This window comes from Halomonas halocynthiae DSM 14573 (assembly GCF_000425725.1).
Taxonomy (GTDB): Bacteria; Pseudomonadota; Gammaproteobacteria; order Pseudomonadales; family Halomonadaceae; genus Halomonas; species Halomonas halocynthiae.
Genome location: NZ_AUDZ01000013.1, coordinates 258854 through 280572 on the forward strand (window position 1 = coordinate 258854; position 21719 = coordinate 280572).

The 21719-nt window shown below is 55.0% G+C and carries 18 protein-coding genes; 6 read left to right on the forward strand and 12 right to left on the reverse strand.

The features are described 5' to 3' along the window. The first annotated feature begins 114 nt into the window (after window positions 1-114). Window positions 115-1929, forward strand: a complete 1815-nt coding sequence (locus tag H616_RS0101240; RefSeq protein WP_027965735.1) for an aminopeptidase P family protein — start codon at window positions 115-117, stop codon at window positions 1927-1929. A gap of 36 nt (window positions 1930-1965) precedes the next feature. Here H616_RS0101240 and glnG read toward each other — a convergent pair whose 3' ends face one another. The 3 genes from glnG to H616_RS0101255 all read right to left on the reverse strand — a co-directional run bounded on the left by glnG (window position 1966) and on the right by H616_RS0101255 (window position 5193). Beyond that, a complete protein-coding gene (glnG, locus tag H616_RS0101245) occupies window positions 1966-3396 on the reverse strand; it encodes a nitrogen regulation protein NR(I) (RefSeq protein WP_027965736.1) in 1431 nt (476 codons plus the stop codon). Beyond that, window positions 3389-4435, reverse strand: coding sequence for a nitrogen regulation protein NR(II) (gene glnL, locus H616_RS0101250; protein ID WP_027965737.1), 1047 nt, complete (start codon window positions 4433-4435; stop codon window positions 3389-3391). The genes glnG and glnL overlap by 8 nt, the downstream gene beginning before the upstream one ends. Before the next feature lie 95 nt (window positions 4436-4530). After that, entirely contained in the window at window positions 4531-5193 is a 663-nt protein-coding gene (locus tag H616_RS0101255) for a DUF4124 domain-containing protein (protein ID WP_240470510.1), read from the reverse strand. A 90-nt stretch (window positions 5194-5283) separates the two neighbouring features. On the opposite strand from H616_RS0101255, the gene H616_RS0101260 reads away from it, so the two are divergent. Continuing rightward, entirely contained in the window at window positions 5284-5997 is a 714-nt protein-coding gene (locus tag H616_RS0101260) for a ZIP family metal transporter (RefSeq protein ID WP_027965739.1), read from the forward strand. Between the two features lie 76 nt (window positions 5998-6073). Here H616_RS0101260 and glnA read toward each other — a convergent pair whose 3' ends face one another. Next, entirely contained in the window at window positions 6074-7480 is a 1407-nt protein-coding gene (glnA, locus tag H616_RS0101265) for a glutamate--ammonia ligase (protein ID WP_027965740.1), read from the reverse strand. A 502-nt stretch (window positions 7481-7982) separates the two neighbouring features. On the opposite strand from glnA, the gene H616_RS0101270 reads away from it, so the two are divergent. Further along, window positions 7983-9620 (forward strand): ABC transporter permease, encoded by a 1638-nt coding sequence (locus H616_RS0101270; RefSeq protein WP_420835254.1) that lies wholly within the window; start codon window positions 7983-7985, stop codon window positions 9618-9620. A 6-nt stretch (window positions 9621-9626) separates the two neighbouring features. On the opposite strand, the gene H616_RS0101275 is transcribed toward H616_RS0101270, so the two are convergent. Then, a complete protein-coding gene (locus H616_RS0101275; RefSeq protein ID WP_051233871.1) occupies window positions 9627-10805 on the reverse strand; it encodes an ABC transporter ATP-binding protein in 1179 nt (392 codons plus the stop codon). Between the two features lie 305 nt (window positions 10806-11110). Here H616_RS0101275 and H616_RS0101280 point away from each other — a divergent pair, with 305 nt between their 5' ends. Beyond that, complete coding sequence (locus H616_RS0101280) at window positions 11111-12130, forward strand: Fe(3+) ABC transporter substrate-binding protein (RefSeq protein WP_420835253.1); 1020 nt, start codon at window positions 11111-11113, stop codon at window positions 12128-12130. A 201-nt stretch (window positions 12131-12331) separates the two neighbouring features. Next, complete coding sequence (locus H616_RS0101285; RefSeq protein WP_027965744.1) at window positions 12332-12682, forward strand: hypothetical protein; 351 nt, start codon at window positions 12332-12334, stop codon at window positions 12680-12682. Here the strand turns inward: H616_RS0101285 and H616_RS13930 are convergent. The 3 genes from H616_RS13930 to polA all read right to left on the reverse strand — a co-directional run bounded on the left by H616_RS13930 (window position 12636) and on the right by polA (window position 16587). Further along, complete coding sequence (locus tag H616_RS13930; RefSeq protein WP_051233873.1) at window positions 12636-13235, reverse strand: YiiX/YebB-like N1pC/P60 family cysteine hydrolase; 600 nt, start codon at window positions 13233-13235, stop codon at window positions 12636-12638. The genes H616_RS0101285 and H616_RS13930 overlap by 47 nt on opposite strands. A 50-nt stretch (window positions 13236-13285) precedes the next feature. After that, entirely contained in the window at window positions 13286-13681 is a 396-nt protein-coding gene (locus tag H616_RS15175) for a DUF4878 domain-containing protein (RefSeq protein ID WP_051233875.1), read from the reverse strand. 98 nt (window positions 13682-13779) lie between these two features. Next, entirely contained in the window at window positions 13780-16587 is a 2808-nt protein-coding gene (gene polA / locus H616_RS0101300; RefSeq protein WP_027965745.1) for a DNA polymerase I, read from the reverse strand. A 195-nt stretch (window positions 16588-16782) separates the two neighbouring features. On the opposite strand from polA, the gene H616_RS0101305 reads away from it, so the two are divergent. Beyond that, a complete protein-coding gene (locus H616_RS0101305; RefSeq protein WP_027965746.1) occupies window positions 16783-17739 on the forward strand; it encodes a homoserine kinase in 957 nt (318 codons plus the stop codon). 75 nt (window positions 17740-17814) lie between these two features. On the opposite strand, the gene H616_RS0101310 is transcribed toward H616_RS0101305, so the two are convergent. The 4 genes from H616_RS0101310 to dctP form a co-directional block, all read right to left on the reverse strand. After that, window positions 17815-18492 carry a fumarylacetoacetate hydrolase family protein gene (locus H616_RS0101310; RefSeq protein ID WP_051233877.1) on the reverse strand — a complete coding sequence of 226 codons (678 nt, stop codon included), beginning with the start codon at window positions 18490-18492 and terminating at the stop codon, window positions 17815-17817. 37 nt (window positions 18493-18529) lie between these two features. Beyond that, the gene (locus tag H616_RS0101315) at window positions 18530-19864 is read right to left on the reverse strand and encodes a TRAP transporter large permease (protein WP_027965748.1); all 1335 of its coding nucleotides are present in this window, start codon (window positions 19862-19864) and stop codon (window positions 18530-18532) included. Further along, on the reverse strand, window positions 19861-20361 hold the full coding sequence (locus H616_RS0101320) for a TRAP transporter small permease subunit (RefSeq protein WP_027965749.1): 501 nt from the start codon (window positions 20359-20361) through the stop codon (window positions 19861-19863). The genes H616_RS0101315 and H616_RS0101320 overlap by 4 nt, the downstream gene beginning before the upstream one ends. Before the next feature lie 177 nt (window positions 20362-20538). After that, the gene (gene dctP / locus H616_RS0101325; protein WP_027965750.1) at window positions 20539-21642 is read right to left on the reverse strand and encodes a TRAP transporter substrate-binding protein DctP; all 1104 of its coding nucleotides are present in this window, start codon (window positions 21640-21642) and stop codon (window positions 20539-20541) included. Window positions 21643-21719: the final 77 nt, after the last annotated feature.

Genomic DNA, 21719 nt, shown 5'->3' on the forward strand with positions numbered 1-21719 from the left:
GAGCGCGATGATGACAGGTATGATTCGCTAATGCTGCCCATTTTCTGATGACTTTAGAAAATGGCGACGCAGCCTTCACTGTCCCATCTGCGGGTAACGACAGGAGTGCAATAGATGAGTAACAACGCAACGTTTCCAGCAGCCCAGCGGCTTGCCGATCTGCGTGAGGCTATGCAGAAGAACGACATAGATGCTTGGTGGCTGCCATCTTCTGACCCCCACAGCTCAGAGTATTTGCCGGAGCATTGGGCGGGGCGAGCTTGGCTGTCGGGTTTTGATGGCTCGGTAGGGACTTTAATCGTCACTCAGCAAGATGCGGGGCTGTGGGTAGACAGCCGCTACTGGGAACAGGCTGAGGCGCAACTGGCAGGCAGCGGCATTTCGCTGATGAAGTTACAGCCAGGCCAGTCGGATGCGCCGATGCACTGGCTGGCCGAATCGTTGGAGGAGGGCCAGTGTGTGGGCTTTGACCCAGCGGTAGTCTCGTTGGCCATGGCGCGAAAGCTGGCGGACTATTTAGCACCGGCAGGCATTCGTCGTCGTCACGGGCCGGATTTGTTAGATGCGATTTGGCCGCAACGCCCCGCTTTGCCGCAAGCGCCAATTTATGCCCATGCGCAGGAGTGGCTGGATGAGCCGCGTAGCACGCGTTTAGCCCAGTTGCGTGAGGCCATGGCCGAGAAAAGCGCGGACTGGCACTTGGTTTCTACCCTAGATGATATTGCCTGGCTGACCCAGCTGCGTGGCAGCGATGTTGCGTTTAATCCGGTATTTCTGTCGCATTTGCTGGTTGGCCAGCAGGGTGCCACGTTGTTTGTAATGCCCAGTAAGTTGGATGCCTCGTTGATGTCGGCGCTGGGTGAGGATGGCATTGATGTCGCTGACTACAGCGAATGGGCGCCCCGACTCAGCCAGCTTTCAGCGACGTCACGCATTTTGCTAGACCCGGCGCGTATCTCGTTGGCAACGCGCAAAGCGCTGCCTGAAGGCGCGGCCCTCTGTGAGGCGTTTCAGCCCAGCACTTTGGCCAAGGGATGTAAGACCGACGCTGAGCTTGACCATGTTCGCCGTACCATGGAAGAAGACGGTGCTGCGTTGTGTGAATTTTTTGCATGGTTGGAGGCCGCGTTGGCGCGTGGTGAGGTGTTGACGGAGTTAGATGTGGATGAGCAGCTCACCGCAGCGCGTGCTCGGCGGCCGCATTTTGTTAGCCGCAGTTTTGACACGATTGCTGGCTTCAATGCTAACGGGGCATTGCCCCACTACCGCGCGACCGAACAGCAGTACTCACAGATCAAAGGCAACGGGTTGTTGCTGATTGATTCTGGCGGTCAGTACCTTGGTGGCACCACGGATATTACCCGAGTTGTGCCAGTGGGCGAGACCAGCGACTTGCAGCGTGATGATTATACGTTGGTGCTTAAGGGCACAATTTCGCTCTCGCGGGCTCAGTTTCCGCGGGGTATTCCCGGGCCACAGCTGGATGCCATTGCGCGAGCACCGCTTTGGGCCACTGGGCGCGATTATGGCCACGGCACGGGTCATGGGGTGGGCTATTTTTTGAATGTGCATGAAGGCCCTCAGGTGATTTCCTGGCATGCGCCGGCCACTCCCCAAGGTGCTATGCAGTCAGGCATGATTACCTCAATAGAGCCCGGTCTTTATCGTCCGGGTCAGTGGGGTATTCGTATCGAGAACCTGGCTGCCAACCGCCCAGCGGATGACAGTCAGTTTGGCGATTTTTTGCGCTTTGAAACGTTGACGCTATGTCCTATTGATACGCGTCCTATCAATCCTGCGCTATTGTCTGACGATGAAATTGCTTGGCTGAATGACTATCACGCTGATGTTAGAGAGCGGTTGACGCCTAAGCTTGAAGGCGAGGCGCTGGCTTGGCTTGAAAAGCGCACCCAGCCGTTGGCTCGCTAGAGACCCCATGCGGTTGTGGCGGGGGCGGGGCAACAGCTAGTCATCCGATAACTCGGGTAGTAGCACCTTGAGTTTGCGGCTCAGGGTGTTGCGCCCCCAGCCGAGGTGCTCGGCAGCTTCGCCCTTGCGACCGCCGGTATGCTTGAGTGCGGCGCGGATCAGTACTCGCTCGGCGTCTGCGACCGCGTGTTGCAGCAGGGAATCCTTACCCTCATTCAGGGCTTGTTCCGCCCAGTGACTCAGTGTTTTCTGCCAGTCATCAGGTGTTGCTGTTGCGGTATTCTGCGTGGGTGTGGGTTGATTGCTGTCCAGCAGTTCGGGCGGTAAGTCTTCCACTAGAATTTCACGCCCCGAGGCCATGACAGTAAGCCAGCGACAGGTATTTTCCAGTTGGCGCACGTTGCCGGGCCATGGCATGCGGGTAAGCTCGCGTTCGGCAGTTTCGGTGAGAACTTTGGTTTCGCTGGCTAGCTCGCGGGCGGCTTCGCTCAAGAAGTGGCGAGCGAGCAGTGGTATGTCTTCGCGGCGTTCGGCCAGTGTGGGTAAGCGTACGCGAATGACATTAAGGCGGTGAAACAAGTCTTCGCGAAAATGGCCTTCACTTACCCGTGTTTCGAGATTTTGATGGGTCGCGGCGATGATACGTACGTCGACTTGCACCGGAATATGACCACCGATTCGATAGAACTCCCCATCGGCTAGCACTCGCAGCAGTCGGGTTTGGGCTTCGGCAGGCATATCGCCGATTTCATCGAGAAACAGCGTGCCGCCGTTGGCCTGCTCGAAGCGGCCTTGGCGCTGTGCGGTGGCACCCGTAAACGCCCCTTTCTCATGGCCGAACAGTTCGGACTCAATTAAGTCGCGCGGAATAGCTGCCATGTTCAGTGCAATGAATGGTTGAGCGGCGCGAGGGCTGTGTTGGTGTAGTGCCTTAGCCACGCGCTCTTTACCTGTTCCTGACTCGCCATTGATTAGTACCGTGATATGCGACTGAGAGAGGCGGCCGATGGCGCGAAAGACTTCTTGCATAGCAGGTGCTGCGCCAATGATTTCGGCGTCTTGGTCTTCGGGGGCCGCCAGTGGCTGTTTGCGCTCTCGGGCATGAGCCACTGCACGCCGTACCAGCGCTAGGGCATCGTCGACATCGAACGGCTTGGGGAGATACTCGAAAGCACCGCCCTGATAAGAGGCGACTGCGCTATCAAGGTCGGAGTGCGCTGTCATCACGATAACGGGCAGCTCTGGCTGCGCGTCGCGTACTCGCGCTAGCAGGTCGAGGCCGTTGATGCCTGGCATACGAATATCCGTCAGTAGCACGTCGGGTGGGTCTGCTAGCAGTTTGGTTAATGCGGTTTCGGCGCGGTCCACGCATTCGACGTTTAAGTCTGGCTGATCAAGCGCGCGCTCAAGTACCCAGCGGATGGTGCGGTCGTCATCAACGACCAAAACGTGGGCGACATCAGTCATGGGGTGTCTCCAGGGGAATCAGCAGGCGAAACTCGGTGTGGCCGGGGCGTGATTCGTATTCGATGAGTCCGTGGTGCTGGTGCAGGATTGACTGGGCAATGGATAGCCCCAGGCCGCTACCTTCAGCACGACCAGACACCATGGGATAAAACAGGGTTTCTCCAAAACCGTCGGAAATACCTGGGCCATTATCGATAATGGCCACTTTACAGACCAGACGGTGACGTTTGGCACCCAGGGTGAATTGGCGGCGTGCTCGCGTGCGAAGCACCAGTTCGGGCTGCTCAGTGGTGCCTTCAATCATGGCTTGTGCGGCATTGCGCATGATATTGAGTATGGCCTGAATCAGTTGGGACTCATCGCCGTGAAGCGCAGGCAGGCTGGGGTCGTAGTCGCGGATGATGTTGATGCAAGGGTATTCCGCCGTCAACAAGACCGCCACGTGCTCAAGTACCCGGTGAATGTTCAGCGCGCTGTGGCGAACAACGTGGTTGGGGCCGAGCATGGAGTCGACTAGGTCGCGGAGCCTATCCACTTCTTCAATGATGATATGGGTAAACTCGGCCTGGGCAGGGTCTTGCAGGTCACGTTCGAGCAGCTGGGCTGCGCCACGGATGCCGCCCAGTGGATTTTTGACCTCGTGGGCCAGTCCGCGTGTCAGTATTTTGATGGTTTCTTGTCGCGCCTGGAGTGCTTCTTCGCGAGAGATTCGTAGCAGCCGATCCCGAGGCTCTACTTCTAGCAGCAACTCATGTTCGCTGATCGGCGAGGCCGTGTAATCAACCGTTAGGGTGTCACCGGTGGCAAGTGTCAGCCGTGCTTCGCGCTGGGTAAAAGGGTGACGCTCCCGCAGTGACTGGGAAAGACGTTCGCCGATAGTCTCATCGACATGGATCAGCTCAAGTAATGCTTGAGCGCGAACCCGAGCAAGGCTGAGCGCCAGTAGCGCCTCGGCTGCTGGGTTCATCCACTGTAGCTGTAATTGGTCATTGAGTAGCAAGACAGCGGTGGACATGTGTTCTAGCAGGCGTTGGTACATGCCTAAGTGTTGGTCCCGAGAGTTCATGGTTTGGCTGGCTATGAAGAGCAGGCTGGGTGATCAGTAATACCTGAACATTTGGCGTTGGTACATGCTTAATGTGTGGGTTTTATGACAGGGCGGGGAGAGGCGTTGGGATTGTTGGGGTTATGCGGCATATGAATGCTGGCTCGGTGAACGTGTAATGTTTGTGCCGGTGTGCGGTGTCGTACGGTGCCAGAAGCATCAAGTAACTCAGCCTGTAGCTGGTGTGAGCCGCGGCTAAGATTCGACAGCATGAAGGTGGTGGTGTGCATGGCGCTTTGACTGACGTTGCCGTTTAGCAACAGACGTGTCTGGTGGTCCTTGCGTAAGGTCGGACGGATGTTCAATAACACTTGAACGTTGCCAGCGGCACCTTGTGGCAAGGTTTGGTTGTTGGCCGGTGTATTAATGGCGAAGGTGTCGTAGGGCATGAACGGCTGGCCTGGGCTAGCTTGTGCCTGGTTCGCCTCAGGCATGGGTTGTGATGCAGCGATGGGCGCTATTTGTTGTGGCGCCATGGAGGGGAGCAGTGGCAGTGGTGAAAGGTGGATACGTGTGCCGCCGTGATGAGGGTTGTCAGTAAAGGCGACATTGCCATGCTTGTCTGTTGTTTGATAGATACTCTGGGCCTGAGCCTGTTGGTTAGGCAGTAAGCTCAGCGGAAAAATAGTGGCGCAGAGCATCGTACCGATAAGCGTGAGGCGAGAGGATAGCGGGTGAGTTTTATGACTCATCTGGGGGCCCTCCTTGGCCCAGTCATCACTTTTCGATGATGTATTAGTAGTATAGTTGCTTGGCGCACACAAACACGGGAGACGCTATCCATGGAAAGCTGGCATACGGTGATATTGTTGACGTTGATGGCGGGTATGGCCATGCCTTTGGGGGGGTGGTTGTCGGGCGTCGGTCGGCTTGGCCCTGCCTGGTTGGATAGCGAATTAAGGCACGGCATTGTCGCATTTGGTGGCGGTGCGCTGTTATCAGCCGTGGCACTGGTGTTGGTGCCAGAAGGGTCTGCTGAGCTGGAGATGCCGATAGCTGTTGGGTGTTTGCTGGCCGGAGGCCTGGGGTTCATGGGGTTGGATGTGTGGCTTCAGCGTAGTGGTACCCAAGCTAGCCAATTGGCGGCGATGCTAGCGGACTTCGTTCCCGAGGCGCTGGCGTTGGGTGCAGCCTTTGCATTGAGCGGTGAAGGCGGTGTACTGCTGGCCGCGCTGATGGCACTACAGAACCTTCCAGAGGGCTTCAGTGCCATTCAAGAGCTGGGGCGCTCTACAAGCTACAGCAGGTATCGGCTGCTGCTAACGTTTACCGCGATGGCATTACTTGGGCCAGTCGCCGGTCTTAGCGGCTTGTTTTGGTTGTCGCACTACCCTCAGTTGGTATCAGGCATCATGCTGTTTGCCGCGGGCGGGATTCTTTATTCGATCTTTCAGGATTTAGCCCCCGAAGCGCGGCTTGATCAGCACTGGGCGCCGCCTTTAGGTGCGGTACTGGGCTTTGCCTTGGGGTTGGGTGGCGATATGTTGATTAGTTAACTATTAACTACGGCGAGCATGAAAAAAGGGCACCGTCAGGTGCCCTTTGTTTTCAGCTGATTGGCTTAGCCAATAATTAACAGCTGTAGTACATGTCGAATTCGACTGGGTGAGTTGCCATGCGCAGTCGCTCAACCTCAGTTTCCTTGAGGGCGATATAGGCGTCGATCATATCGTCGGTAAACACATTGCCTTCGGTGAGGAAGGCGCGATCGGTATCGAGCGCAACCAGTGCCTGGTCTAGGCTTTCGGCCACGGTAGGGATGGCCTTGCCTTCTTCCGGCGGCAGGTCATAAAGGTTTTTATCCATCGCATCGCCGGGGTGAATCTTGTTTTTGATACCGTCGATACCCGCCATCAGCAGTGCCGCGAAGCACAGGTATGGATTGGCGGTTGGGTCAGGGAAACGCGTTTCAACACGCTTGCCCTTGGGGCTGGCGGTGTAAGGGATACGGATCGACGCTGAGCGGTTGCGAGCACTATAGGCCAGCATGACCGGTGCTTCAAAGCCTGGCACCAAACGCTTGTAGGAGTTGGTGGAGGCGTTGCAGAAGGCATTCAGGGCGCGCGCATGCTTGATTACGCCGCCGATGTAATACAGGGCCATATCAGAGAGCCCGGCATACTGATCACCGGCGAACTGGTTGACGCCATCTTTCCAGAACGACTGGTGTACATGCATACCGCTGCCGTTATCACCCACCAGAGGCTTAGGCATGAAGGTGGCAGTCTTGCCGTAGGCATGAGCCACATTGTGGATAACGTACTTCATTTCCTGAACTTCATCGGCTTTCTTAACCAGGGTATTGAATTTAACCCCGATCTCGTTCTGCCCTGCGTTAGCCACTTCATGGTGGTGAACCTCAACGCTTTGACCGATGGCTTCTAGGGTATTACACATGGCACCACGAATATCCTGGAAACTGTCGACCGGAGGCACGGGGAAATAGCCCCCCTTGAGGCGCGGTCGGTGGCCGTGATTGCCGCCTTCAACCACACTGTCGGTAGCCCAGGCTCCTTCCTCAGAGGAAATCTTGAACATGGTGCCTTGCACGTCAGTTTTCCAGTGCACCTCATCAAAGATGAAAAACTCAGGCTCTGGGCCAAAAAAAGCCGTGTCGCCCAGTCCAGTGGCCTGCAGAAACGCCTCGGCACGTTTGGCAATGGAGCGTGGGTCGCGCTCATAGCCCTGCATGGTGACAGGCTCAATGATGTCGCAGCGCAAAATCAGTGTGGTGTCGTCAGTGAACGGATCGAGGAAAGCTGTGCCATCATCTGGGCGCAGGATCATGTCGGATTCGTTGATTCCTTTCCAGCCGCGAATCGATGAGCCATCGAACATCTGGCCGTTCTCGAAAAACTCTTCATCGACAGCACTGGCCGGAATGGTCACGTGCTGTTCTTTGCCACAGGTATCGGTGAAGCGTAGATCAACCCATTTGACGTTGTGTTCTTCGATAAGGGCGAGTGTCTTGTCGGACATGAACATCCTCCAGAGTGAGCGTAAGGCAAAAATGTCTCTGCAAAAAAGCACCGGCTAGGTCGCGCCTTGCGACCATTGCTGATTTCCCATCTTACGGGGTACAGCGTGTTTTACACAGGTGCTTACAGTAAAAGTGTGAATACACAGATAGAAATGCATAAACCGTGCCATTTTTTTTGTTTCTCAATTATATATTGTATATGTTTGAATTTATTATGATTTATTTTTGTTCTAGTGTTGGCTTTCATGCTAGACGAAGCGAGTCAGCGTAGAAGGTAAGTGTTTGAGATATTTTATTGCACCAATGTGGTGCTAGAAAACATCATTTTTCTTGTTTTGGTGCGCGGGCATAGTGGTGACAACTAGCTGCAGTCGAGCGGCTCAACTGATAATATTCGCGCCGGTAAAATGCTCTCATTGCGAGGCTGCTTCTCTACTCACCGGCAAGGAGTCACTCGTGTCTCGAACCACTGCTGCCAAGCCTGCTACGGCGAAGTCTCGGCTGCCGCGCTTTGATGTATGGAGCATTCTGACACTGGGTATTGCTGCCGTGGTGGCGCTACCAGTGATCGTGATCTTGGTGCATATCTTCATGCCTGCGGGAGATATTTGGTCTCACCTAGCCAGTACAGTGTTGCCTCGCTATCTGCTGAATACGTTGTTTTTGGTTATTGCTGTAGGTATCGGCACGTTTGCCATTGGCACGGGGACGGCGTGGCTAGTGGTGATGTGTCGTTTTCCGGGGCGGAAGATTTTTGAGTGGGCCATGCTGCTACCCTTGGCGGTACCCACGTATGTCATTGCTTATGCCTATACGGATTTTTTCCAATACGCAGGGCCTGTGCAGACGCTACTGCGAGAACTCTTTGGCTGGGATCGCGGCGACTACTGGTTCCCTAATGTTCGCTCTTTGCCTGGTGCCGCCATGCTGATCACCATGGTGCTTTATCCTTATGTTTATATGCTGGCACGGGCAGCTTTTTTGGAGCAGTCGGCTGGTGTACTTGATGTTGGGCGAACGCTGGGGCGTGGCCCTTGGCGCTTGTTCACAACTATTGCTGTGCCACTGGCGAGGCCAGCGATTGTTGGTGGGGTATCGCTGGCGCTGATGGAAACGCTCAATGAGTTCGGTGCGGTGCAGTATTTTGGCGTGGACACCTTTACTACCGGCATTTATCGCACTTGGTTTGGTATGGGTGAGCAGATAGCTGCCGCTCAGCTGGCGGCATGTCTGCTGGCTTTTGTCATCATTTTTGTTCTATTGGAACGCTGGTCGCGTGGTAAGCGACGCTATTATCAAAGTGCGGGTCGTTATCAGCAGCTGCAGTATTTTGAGTTGCGTGGCGGTAAGGCCGTAGCGGCAATCGCGGCGTGCGTTACGCCGGTATTGATTGGTTTCATTCTCCCCGGAGCTTTGCTCGGGCACATGGCGATGCGTACCGGTGACAGCTTGCTGGGCAGTGCGTTTGTATCGATTGCGGGTAATAGTTTGATATTGGCAACGATTGCGGCGCTAGCAGCAGTGGGTTTCGGGCTTTTGCTTAGCTATGGTGCGCGCTTGCACCCTGGCTCTTTGACACGCACGGCCACGCGCATTGCTGCGATGGGTTATGCGATTCCCGGCTCGGTGGTTGCGGTGGGTATCTTGATTCCTTTTGCTTGGCTTGATCACACCCTTAATACCTACACTCGTGATAATTACGGCATGATTGTTGGGCTAATATTCAGCGGCTCGGCATTCATTCTGATTTATGCCTATGTGGTGCGTTTTCTGGCAGTGTCTTTTAATGCGCTGGAGGCCAGCTTAGGTAAGGTTACGCCCAGTATGGACGCGGCGTCGCGAACGCTGGGTAAAACGGCTGGAGGCACGTTGCGCCGAATACATACACCGATTATGCGTGGCAGCTTATTTGCCGCTGGTATTCTGGTGTTTGTTGACGTCATGAAAGAGCTGCCAGCGACGATTATTTTGCGTCCGTTTAATTTTGATACGCTAGCGGTACGCGCACATAATTTAGCGGCAGATGAGCGGCTTGCCGAAGCGGCGACGTCGTCATTGGCGATTGTTGCGGTGGGAATTATTCCGGTGGTACTGCTGAGTATGGCGATGCGCGGCTCGCGCCGCAGCACCGGAGAGTAGGGGGGATTATAAGCCGTTATTTTCGACAGGAAAGACGAACACCTGTGAGCAATCCAAGTTTAGGTTGATAGGTTGGCCTTCTTGGGGAAGAAACACGCCTGGCACTCTAGCGTGCATGTGCGTTTCGTTGCCATCAGCACCGTGGGCACAAATGTGTAGCAAACTGGTGCGCCCCAATAAGCGCGCCATCAGAACATGGCTGTTGTGTTCATTGTCGTGGTTGGCAGCAGGCTCTTGGTCGATTGCTTTAATACAGAGTGCTTCAGGGCGAATCATGACGCGCACGTGTGTGCCATCCTCCATTCCCTGGGCGTCGACGTCGCCAAGTGGTGTGATCACTCGGTTTTGCCAGACGACACCTGACAGCTCGTTAACCTCACCAAAAAAGCGCACCACGAATGGGTCGTTGGGTGTGCAGTAAAGCTCTTCAGGGGTGCCGATCTGAATAATTTGGCCGTCGCGCATCAGCGCGATACGATCCGCCATGAACATGGCTTCTTCGGGGTCGTGAGTAACCAGCAGAGCGCCTGCCCCAACATCTTTTAGCACATGCAGTGTGTCGTCACGAATTTGATCGCGCAGCCGAGCGTCCAGGCTGGAAAACGGTTCATCCAGCAGCATCAATTGTGGTGAAGGCGCTAGAGCACGGGCCAGTGCTACGCGCTGCTGTTGTCCGCCTGACAGGGTATGCGGGTATTCTTTTGCATGTTGAGCCATGCCTAGTTGCTCAAGTAGCGTCATGGCACGTTCTTTGCGTGCCCGGAGAGGTAGTGATTCAAGCCCGAAAATGACATTTTCCAGCACACTCAGGTGGGGAAACAGGGCAGATTCCTGGAACGCTAGGCCGACGTTACGCTTTTCGGGAGGGAGATGGTACATGCCGGCTTGCCCAACCACCGTGCCGTTAAGTGTGACGCTGCCTTGTTGAACCTGCTCTAAGCCAGCGACGATACGCAGCAGCGTAGTTTTTCCGCAGCCAGACGGCCCTAGCAGGCAGACGACTTCTCCGGGAAAAATATCCAAGTCAACGTGCTCAACAGCAATGTGGCCTTTGTCGCCATCATAGGCATGACGTATGTTGCGCATCGTCAGTACGGGTATGTCAGTATCGGCAGCAGAAGGCGTGGCAGTTTGCTGCTGAGGTGATGGGGCGACGGGCCTGGTCACTGTCTGATTGTTGGGCATTGCGGATATCCCGACCGTTTGGTGATTTGACCACTAATGATAACGCGAAAGCTTCCTAAGTGCGTTGCTATTTTGGGCGTGTTTATTCTGAATATCAGGGGGCAGCGGAGTGCTTGGGGCTTGAGACTGCCTATGTTGTAAAAGTACGGCTATTTTAGTGGTGGCCGAGAGGGCGTTTTTTGATGAGGATCAGGCGAGATGTGAATGGGGCTTGACGCGAAGAGGGCGACGCGTTTCAATTAAAAAAACTAAATGCAACTCGTTATCATTAGTTCTCTTAACGCCACCCGAGGTGACCGATGTCAATGCAACGCCGAATCGTCCTGCCCTTAGCTGCTCTCATGACCAGCGCCAGTTTTGCTGTGCAGGCCGCTGAAGAAGTTAATATTTACTCCGCGCGCCACTATGACTCTGACCAAGCGCTGTATGACGCGTTTACCGAGGAAACGGGCATCAAGGTTAATGCGCTGCAGGGTGATTCTGATCAGTTGATCCAGCGCATCAAGCGCGAAGGTGCGGCAAGCCCTGCGGATGTGATGGTGACGGTTGACGCTGGGCGTTTGTGGCGTGCAGAGCAGGAAGGCATTTTCGATAGCATTGAATCAGAGGTGCTTAATGAGCGCCTGCCAGATTCCATGCGTCACCCTGAAGGCAAATGGTTTGGCTTCAGCCAGCGTGCACGGGTGATCTTCTACAACCCGGAAAAAATTGACCCAGCTGATATTGCCACCTATGAAGCATTAGCTGATCCGCAGCTTGAGGGCGAGGTATGTATTCGCTCGTCTAACAGCATCTATAACCAGTCATTGCTGGCTTCCATGATTTCCCACCACGGTGAGGAAGAGGCTGAGAAGTGGGCGCAGGGTGTGGTCGATAACCTAGCGCGCAGCCCAGAAGGCGGTGACCGTGACCAGCTTCGTGGTGTGGCCAGCGGCGAGTGTGATGTCGCCGTTAGTAACCACTACTACTATGTACGCTTGATGAATTCTGATGATGCCAAGGATCGTGAAGTGGCCGAAAAGGTCGAGATCCTGTTCCCCAACCAAGATGACCGTGGTGTTCACGTCAACGTTGGTGGTGCCGGTGTTGTGGCAGGTGCGCCGAACCACGACAATGCCGTGCGCTTCCTGGAGTTCCTGTCTTCCGACGAGGCTCAGCACTTGCTGGCCAGCGGCAACTACGAGTTCCCAGTGGTTGATGGGGTGGAAATGAATGAAATCCTGATGGGCTGGGGCGAGTTTAAAAAAGATGATCTGAACATCAGCGAGCTGGGCAACAATAACCCAGAAGCGGTGAAGATCTTTGATCGTGTCGACTGGCGTTAAGCTTGGACGGCTAATCGCCTGACAGCCCGCACTGGAAGCCAAGGCCCGCGACAGTTTAACTGTTGCGGGCCTTGGGGTTTGGAGGCTAGCTGCACTCCTGTTCATCTTGTTTAGCTTATGTTAATATTGAGAGGTGTCGGTGCTATATAGCTAAGCTGAATTAGTTACTCAGTGTTTTTATTCCATGGAAGGAAAGATCTTATGCATTCGTTGCTTGCTAATACGTTTGGCGGCCTGTCTGTTCATTACTACTTTAGGCAATTTTTATTCGGGCTTGGTCTGTCGGTTTGTCTCTATTTTTTGGTAACTCGAGCTAGTGGAGAGGTTGTGCCGCTTTTTGCCGTGTTATTTTTCGTAATTAACACGTTGCTTTATCCCTATGCCCGTTTCGTTTATGAGCAGATTGTCGGTTATATAATGGGCGACAATGTATTTTTTCTTCCGCTCATTATCATGTTGCCCGTAAAATTTTTCACCATATTGATGTGTTGGTCATGGGCTGTTTTTATTGCTCCGTTTGGGCTTGCTTATCTGTATTTTTATCACCGCTGATTATCGTATCTTGTGAAATAAGGTGTGTTAGTGGTGATGCCTGTAGGCCGCTGGGTAGTAAGAAGTCACCTCTGGCCAGCGGCATATTAATCCTCTTAAAAGATGCTTGTAGGTCTAGGCCGGCGGCGAGCCAAGCATCATGGATTAGCAACGTGCAGTAGGTGCCAGTACTGGGGCTTGCTTCATGATCGATTTCAATACTGGCGTCATGAGCAGTGATACGGAAGGGTTCGCCAAGTCGAGATTCGGCGAAAGCGACGGCTTGCTGGCGCAGCTTATGGCTCGCCTCTATGTGGTAGATAGCATGGAGGGAAGCCTGCTCTGGCGCAATGAAGCTCGCCAGTGGCTCAAGGGTAACGCCAGCTTCGGGGATGGCGTGAAGCACCTGCCAATTATCCGGCTCGCCTACTAGCATGCCTACATGACTGTAGCCGCTGTTGTCCATAGCCATCACCACATCGCTGACAGGTTCAGTGCCTTGGCGGAAGACCATGTCGCCGGGGGCTGGTGGGTGTTCAAGCGCCCAGGCATTGCCAGTGAGCAGTAGAATCAACCCAGCGGGAAGCCCCCGTAGTTGCCGAGCAAACTGCCGAGCAAACGTGATCAGAGGCTGAGTTTCCAGTCACCGTCCTCTTTGACAAGTTTGTCGGTGCTGCGCATGGTTTCGCCGTTACCGAAGGTCAGCACGACCTTGACCTGAGCTTGAGTTTCGTCGTCACTGAGTGTGACATCGGTGATCTCGATGTTTTTGAGTCCGCCCTTGTCTTCGGCCTTACCGTAGAACTCTCCCACTATCATCTGTAGCTTGCCCTTGGCCATGCTCATTTCTGATTCTTTGAGCCCAGACGTAGAGACGTAGTCAATGGCTTTATCGGCGTCATTGTCGGCGACGGTTTCGTAAAACTCAGTTAAGACCTCCTGAGGAGAGTCGCTGCCGCCGCAGCCGGCCAGCAAAAGGGCTGCTAGAGACAGAGCCAGAGTTCGCAGTATCACGTTCATTTCACACATCCTTGTATCGAACTGAGAGTGACAGGCGGCTGCCTAGTCGGGTTTGCTTCAAGAAAAGCTAATAAAATTATACATCATTTTGGCGTGGCTCAGTGCGCTTCATCCCAGTTGGCGCCGTGGTTGGCTTCTACCTCTAACGCCACGTCTAGCTGGGCGGCGTCCTGCATCCGCGTTTTCACCTCAGCGATAAACGCTTCAACCTGATCTTCTTTGACCTCGAAGACCAGCTCATCGTGGACCTGCATGACCATCCAGGCGTCGAAGGTGTCGCTGTTCCTCGTTTCCGCCTGGGACTGCAGCCAGCTGTCAACGTCGATCATGGCACGCTTGATGATATCCGCTGCGGTGCCTTGCATCGGGGCGTTGATGGCGGTGCGCTCGGCACCTTGGCGGCGGGCTCGGTTTTGGGCATGAATCTCCGGCAGGTACAGTCGGCGCCCCATGACGGTTTCAACGAAGCCGTCTTCGGCGGCCTGGGTACGAATGCGCTCCATGTAGCGCGCTACGCCAGGATAACGGTCGAAATAACGTTCGATATATACCTTGGCCTGGCTCTGCTCGATGTGCAGCTGGCGGGCCAGTCCCCAGGCGCTCATACCGTAAATCAGCCCGAAGTTGATGGCTTTGGCGCTGCGACGCTGATCGGCGCTGACTTTGTCCAGTGCTACGCCGAATACTTCAGCCGCGGTGGCGGCATGAATGTCACGGCCATCGGCAAAGGCCTGTAGTAAGCCTTTATCTTCCGATAAATGGGCCATGATACGCAGCTCGATCTGCGAGTAGTCGGCGGAGACGATACGGTAGCCGGGCCGAGCGATGAATGCCTGGCGGATGCGACGACCTTCTTCATTGCGGATGGGGATGTTCTGCAGGTTGGGGTCGGATGACGACAGTCGCCCAGTGGCGGTAACCGCCTGATGGTAGCTGGTATGTAAACGGCTGGTGGCCGGATCAACCAGCTTGGGCAGTTTGTCGGTATAAGTGGAGCGCAACTTAGATAAGCCCCGGTGCGCCATGATCACTTTGGGCAGTGGGTAATCCAGTGCCAGTTCTTCCAGTACCGCTTCGGCAGTAGAGGGCGCTCCTTTGGGCGTTTTCTTGAGTACAGGGATGCCCTGTTCCTCGAATAGGATTTCGCCCAGCTGTTTCGGCGAGCTTAAATTGAACTCGCGTCCGGCTAGCTCATAGGCTCTGGTCTCCAGTTCGCGGATGCGCTCACCCAGCTCCTGGCTATGGGTGTGTAGGCGTTTGGCGTCCAGGGCCACGCCGTGGCGTTCCATGCGCGACAGCACACGAATTAGCGGGTGCTCTAACTCGTCGAGCACTGTCGCTAAACGGCCCGTAGCGTCGACTCTGGGGCGTAATAATTGATGCAGACGCAGCGTGATATCCACATCTTCGCAGGCGTAAGGTACCGCCTGTTCTAGCGCGATTTGGTTAAAGGTGAGTTGCTTGGCTCCCTTGCCGGCGACGTCTTCAAAAGAGGTGGTTGTCTCGCCCAGGTACTTCAGTGCCAATGAGTCCATGTCGTGGCGAGTGGCAGTGGAGTCGAGAACATAAGACTCCAGCATGGTGTCGATCAGCGGGCCTTTGACCACGATGCTGTAGCGCGCCAGAACGGAGATGTCGTACTTGAGGTTCTGGCCAATTTTGGTAATACGCTCGTCACTGAGCGCCTCACTCAGGGCGGTCAGTACGGCCTTGCGGTCGAGCTGCTCGGGAGCGTCTAAATAGTCGTGGCCCAGTGGAATATAGGCCGCCTCGCCCGGCTCTAGCGCTAGGCCGACGCCGACGATATCGGCTTCCATGTAGTTCAGGCTGGTGGTTTCCAGGTCAAAACAGAACGCCCTAGCGGTGCGTAGCCGCTCAAGCCAGTCGTCGAGCTGAACCTGTTCGGTGATGATGATGTCAGTTCGCGCTGCGCTGCTGGTTGCCGCTACCGCCGCATCAGCGTTGGCTTGGTGAGGGGGGGTAGGCTCCACTGGGGTGCCGCGCTCAATGTCATCGACGCCTTCATCGTTGCCCTCCAGCAGCTCGGCTAACCATGCCTTGAACTCAAGCTGGCGGTAGAGCGTTTTGAGTGCCTCGCGGTCGGGCTCGGCAATGGCCAGATCGTCCAGCCCGTGCTCAAGTTCACAGTCGGTCTTGATAGTCGCAAGTTGATACGATAAATAGGCCTGGTCGCGGTGCTCTTCGAGTTTTTTAGGAAGTGTTTTTGCGCCGCGAAACGTGAGTGTTTTTACCTTGTCGAGGTCGGCATAAATGGTATCAAGACCGCCTTGCATGCCTTGTAGCAGCCCCAGTGCGGTTTTCTCGCCCACGCCTGGTACGCCGGGGATGTTGTCGACCTTGTCGCCCATCAGCGCCAGAAAATCGATGATCAGTGACGGTGGCAGGCCGAATTTTTCTTCCACCCCAGCCACGTCCAGAGTTTCATCTTTCATGGTGTTGACTAGAGTGATATGGCTGTTAACTAGCTGGGCCATGTCTTTGTCACCGGTGGAGATCACTGCGTCGCGCCCGGCGTCGGTGGCCAGGCGCGCGAGTGTGCCGATAACATCGTCAGCTTCTACCCCGTCAATGCATAACAGTGGTAGCCCCAGCGCCCTGACGCACTCATGCAGCGGGGCGATCTGTGCGCGCAGCTCATCAGGCATGGGGGGGCGATTAGCCTTGTACTGATCAAACATGGTGTCGCGGAAGGTTTTGCCCGGCGCATCAAACACGACTGCCATGGGGCTTGCGGGGTAGTCTTTGATCAACCGCTTGAGCATGTTAAGCACGCCGCGAATGGCACCCGACGGTTGACCATTCGAAGTGGTTAGCGGCGGTAGGGCGTGGAAGGCGCGGTATAGGTACGAGGAACCGTCGACGAGTACGATAGGCGTGTCGGTCATGAGTCGGTGTCCGTCAGGTAATTGGGTAAAGAAAACGGGGTAATGAGTAAATTTTATCGTCGCTATGATACGCATTGCGGCGGCGCTTTGCGCTGCTGTGGCTGAGCGAAGTCGTATTGAAGGCGTATCATGCGTCGTGTGATGCGATGTAGTTGGGTACAATAAGCGCCTTGGAAAATCCGGTTGGGATGACAAATGGCTGTATTTACACCGCTTGACGACGCCCAGGTAGCGGCGTTTCTGGAACGTTATGATGTGGGCTCGCTGGTTTCTTTGGCAGGTGTACCTGCCGGAACGGAAAATAGCACCTTTTTCGTGACGACTGACCGGCGTGAGCTGGTGCTGACGCTGTTTGAGCAGGGGGACAAGGCTGAACTGCCGTTTTTTGTCAGCCTGCTGGATTTCCTCGATGACCATCGTCTGCCGGTGCCTGGCCCGGTGCATGATAGGGAAGGCATTGCTTTACACAGCCTGGCCGGAAAGCCTGCGCTGCTGTTTCCACGCTTGCCGGGTGCCTATCCCAAACATCCTAACCTGAACCAGTGTCAGGCGCTGGGTGATGCGCTGGGACGCATGCACCGTGTGTCGCAGCACTTTACTGGGCATCGTCCAAACCCGCGTGATGTGTATTGGTTACAGGCCATGCACACGCAGGTGCTGAGCTATATCTCCAGTGACGACCAGATGTTGATGAAAGACGAGGTCGACCGCTACCAGGAGGCATTTTCGGATGCTGTGTTGCCGCAAGGTGCGATTCATGGCGACCTGTTCCGCGACAACACACTATATGATGGCGACCAGTTGGGCGGCCTCATCGATTTTTATAATGGTTGTACGGGTGATTTGTTGTTTGACTTGGCCATTGTTATTAATGACTGGGCGACCGATGCGGATGGCAGGATTAATGCGGAACGCCATGATGTATTGCTTGGGGCGTATCTGGCTCAGCGCCCGCTGACTCCAGCTGAGCGTGAGCTGTGGCCAACCATGTTATGTATGACGGCGTTACGTTACTGGTTGTCACGTTTGCTGGTTGTGTATGTCGACCCACCAGCCCACGATCTTACGCCTCATGACCCAGAGCACTTTCGCATCATTCTTAAGCGTCGTATTGCAGAGGGCGCCTTGCCGCTGCCCGAGCCAGCTGCTTGAATAAAACGCCTCACAGCAAAAAGCCGTCGATCGACGGCTTTTTTGTTGCATAGCGAGTGGGAAACGTAGGCTCGGTTAATCAGCCACTCGGGTGGTGAGTTCAAGGTGAGTGTCCTGCCCGTTGCTCAGAGTGAAGGCTAACTCGCTGCCCGCTTCAAGGACGCCGACGCCTACGGGAGTGCCAGTGAGTACCACATCGCCTGGCAGCAGGGTGAAATGGCGGCTCATTTCGGCCAGTAGCTGTGGAATCGGGAACAGCATTTCCGAGCTTAAGCCGTGCTGACGCAGCTCACCGTTGATGGACAGCGTAAACTCCAGTGCAGACCAGTCTGGTGTGGCGCTGAGAGCGACGAACGGCGATAGCGGGCAGGCACCATCAAAGCCCTTGGCAATTTCCCAAGGGTGACCTTTTTCTTTGAGCCGCGACTGCAACTGACGCAGGGTTAAATCTAGTCCTAAGCCAATGCCTGCCACGGCGCGTTCTGCTTGTTCCGGGCTGGCATGGCGTAACTTTTCACCGATCAGTAAGGTCAGCTCGGTTTCAAAGTGAACGGACTCGTCATGATGATTCACCGTTAATGGCTCGATCAGGTTAACGGCGCTAGTTACCGGCTTGATGAACAACAGCGGTGCTGTCGGCACCGGGTTGTTTAGCTCTTTGGCATGGTCAGCGTAGTTGCGGCCGACGCAGACGATTTTGCCCAAGGGCTGAGAAAACAGCTGCCCATCGGTAAGTTGCAGTGTAAAGCTCACACAGTTTCTCCTTTCTCAGGTGGCTGTTTCATTGGCGTCAGCGCCCTAGCAGCAGGCTGGGCAGGCCTGTGACCAGCGCTGGGAAAAATGCCATCAGGACGCACGCCAGTAAGATAAGAGCACAGAACGGAATAACCGCACGGTACAAATCCAGGGTTTCAATTTCTGGTGGTGCGACGCCTTTCAGGTAGAACAACGCATAGCCGAAAGGTGGGGTCAGGAACGAGGTTTGTAGTACCACGGCCACCATGACCACGAACCACAGCACATCCACTCCCATGCTTTCGACAATGGGCAGCATGATCGGGAAGCTGAGCAGTACGATGCCGGTCCAGTCCAGGAACATCCCCAGTATGAACACTAGGAACAGCATCAGGATCAGCGCACCGACCGTGCCGCCAGGCATTGCCATGACCAGCTCGCTGATGACATTCATGCCACCACCGCGTGAAAAAACGCCGGTGAAGGCAGTGGCACCGACCAGTACCAGCATGACCATGGTGGTGGTTTTACTGGCTTCGATGAGCGTCCAGTAGCAGGTCGAGACCTTGCGGTCACCGAAGATCAAAAACAGGATGAAGGCAATGAACACACCAATTGCCGAGGCTTCAGTCGCCGTGGCAATGCCCGTGAACAAGGCCCCTAAGACACCAAGAATCAATGACATGGGTGGCAGTACATACTTAGCCAGCATCACCAACAGTTGTTTGGTAGACACCTGAGCACGTTCTTCGGCGGGAACTTTTGGCCCATAGCTTGGCTTGATCATGCAGATGATCAGTACATAGAGGGCATACATCACACCAAGCATCAGGCCCGGCACCAGTGCACCAGCGAATAGCGCACCGACTGAAACCGGCGAGTAGCTGGCCATCAAGATCAGCATGATGCTAGGGGGAATGAGAATGCCAAGACAGCCACTGGCCATGATGACGCCGGTACTCAGTTCCTTGTTGTAGGAATATTTGAGCATTGGCACTAGGGCGATCATACCCATGACGGCAATAGACGCTCCCACAATGCCGGTAGTGGCCGCCAACAGCACCGAGACGATAACTACGGTTAGGGCTAGGCCGCCGCGTAGGTTAGCCAGCAGCAGGCGCATGGCATCAAACATTTTCTCGGTGACACCCGAGTCGTTAAGAAAGCGCGCCATGAGAATGAAGAGTGGAATAGCGACCAGGACATAATTGTCCATGGAGTTGCCGTAGATATTGTTGACCAGTGTACCAAGCACTTTGATGCCTGGGCCTAGCAGAGCGCCCATCACGGCGACACCGCCCAAGACAAAGGCTAGCGGATGACCCATGAACAGACCGACCAGCAGGCCACCGAACATGAAAAGAGTGAGCAGTTCAGGACTCAGGTTCATGCGGCTTCCTCCCGTAGTACTTGAATGGCACGCAGGACAATCGCAATGGCCTGCAACAGGAGAAGAGCGGCGGTAACAACGATGACGCCTTTCACCGGGTACACCGGAATCGACACCATGCCGTAGGTGGTTTCACCGCGGGTAAAGGAGCGTTCGAAAAAGCGCCAGCCGTAGGTCAGCAGCATCCAAATAAAGGGAGTAAAGAAAATGACGTAGCCGAGCAGTTCGATGAGTGCGCGGCCACGCAACGACAGCAGGCGTTTTACTACGTCAACCTCTACGTGCACATGGTGGCGCAGGCCGTAAGCGGCCATTAGCATGAAGTGGGCACCAAACAACATTTTTGTGATATCGAAGGCCCAGTCGCTGGGGCGTCCGAAGAAAAAGCGCATGGCGATGTCGTAGATCACGATGAGTGTGATCACGGCGAGCAGCGGAGCGATCAGGCGTCCGAACCCTTCGTTAAGGGCATCGATAGCTCTGGCAATGGCATTCATGAGCGAGGTCTCGTGTGGCGTTGCCGTATGAGTTGAACTGGGAGCAGTGTGTCAGCTTCCGCGTGCTAGCCGAGAATACGTCGGTAACGCTACGCGGTATGAAACGAATCGGCCGCCGCCGAGAGGACAGCGGCCGATGTTAGCCCTGAATTCAAAAGAGAATTGCAGCAGCGCGTATTACTCCATGCAGGCCTCAATTTCTTCCAGTGACGGAAGGGTGTCGATCACGCGGCTCATGTTGTAAGGCGCACTGATATCACGCCAAGTGGCGTAGTCTTGCATGTAAGAAATCATCGAGTGATACACCTTGGCATGCAGCGGATCTTCACAGGCACCCTGAACAATTACCTCGTTGGTAACCTTCTGGATTTCAGCCAAATCCTCGGCAGATAGCTGGTTAATCTCGGTACCGTCTTCAATAAATTTCTTGGTGCCTTCGTTGGACTCGCGCTCAGACCAGGCCAGCGACCAGGTCATAGTAGCGTCGGCGGCAATTTTCAGCTTTTCCTGAGTTTCTTCAGAAAGCGCATCCCAGGCATCTTTGTTAATCATTACGCCGAACACGCTGGCTGATTGGTGCCAGCCTGGCACGGACCAGTTGTCTGCTACCTCAGAGAAGCCCGCCTTGTAGTCAACGCCTGGTGTAGAGAACTCACCCGCATCGATGACACCACGCTCAATAGCCTGATAGATTTCGCCGCCTGCCAGCGTCACTTGAGAACCGCCTAGCTTTTCTAACACGCGGCCTTGGTCACGGCCCGAAAGGCGCAAGCGTTTGCCTTCAAGCTCTGCCAGACTGCCGATTGGTGTATTACCGCGGAAGCCAGACTCGTTGTTGGTAATGCCGTAGGGCAGGTAGACCATGTTGTACTGGCCATAGACTTCCTGATAAAGGTCCCAGCCACCCCACTGCTGAATCCAGTTTAGGTAGTCCACGCCGTTGAACAGGCTGGTCGTGGTGGCCAATGGCGAGAATGCCGGGCTGAGGCCGGCCCAGTAACCCGGCCAATCGCCCGCTGCTTCAATGCTGCCGGTTTCCGTTGCGTCGAACACCTCGGTGCCGGGCATTAGGGTACCACCGGCACGGAAATTGATTTCCAATTCATCGCCAGCCAGTTTATTGACCAGCTCAACCCAGTGGCGATCAATCTGGATCAGGTCCAGGTTATCTGGCCACGTGGTGGTCATGGTCCATTCTTCCTTGGCCATGGCGCTGCTGCTGATGGCGGCCATTGCAATACCGGCGGCCAGCGTGGTCATGATGAACGATGATCTCTTCATAAGTGCTCCCTTGATTATCATTATTACATTGGAGTAGCAGTGGTTTGGTGCGTCTGAAGATCACAAATACGCTAGCA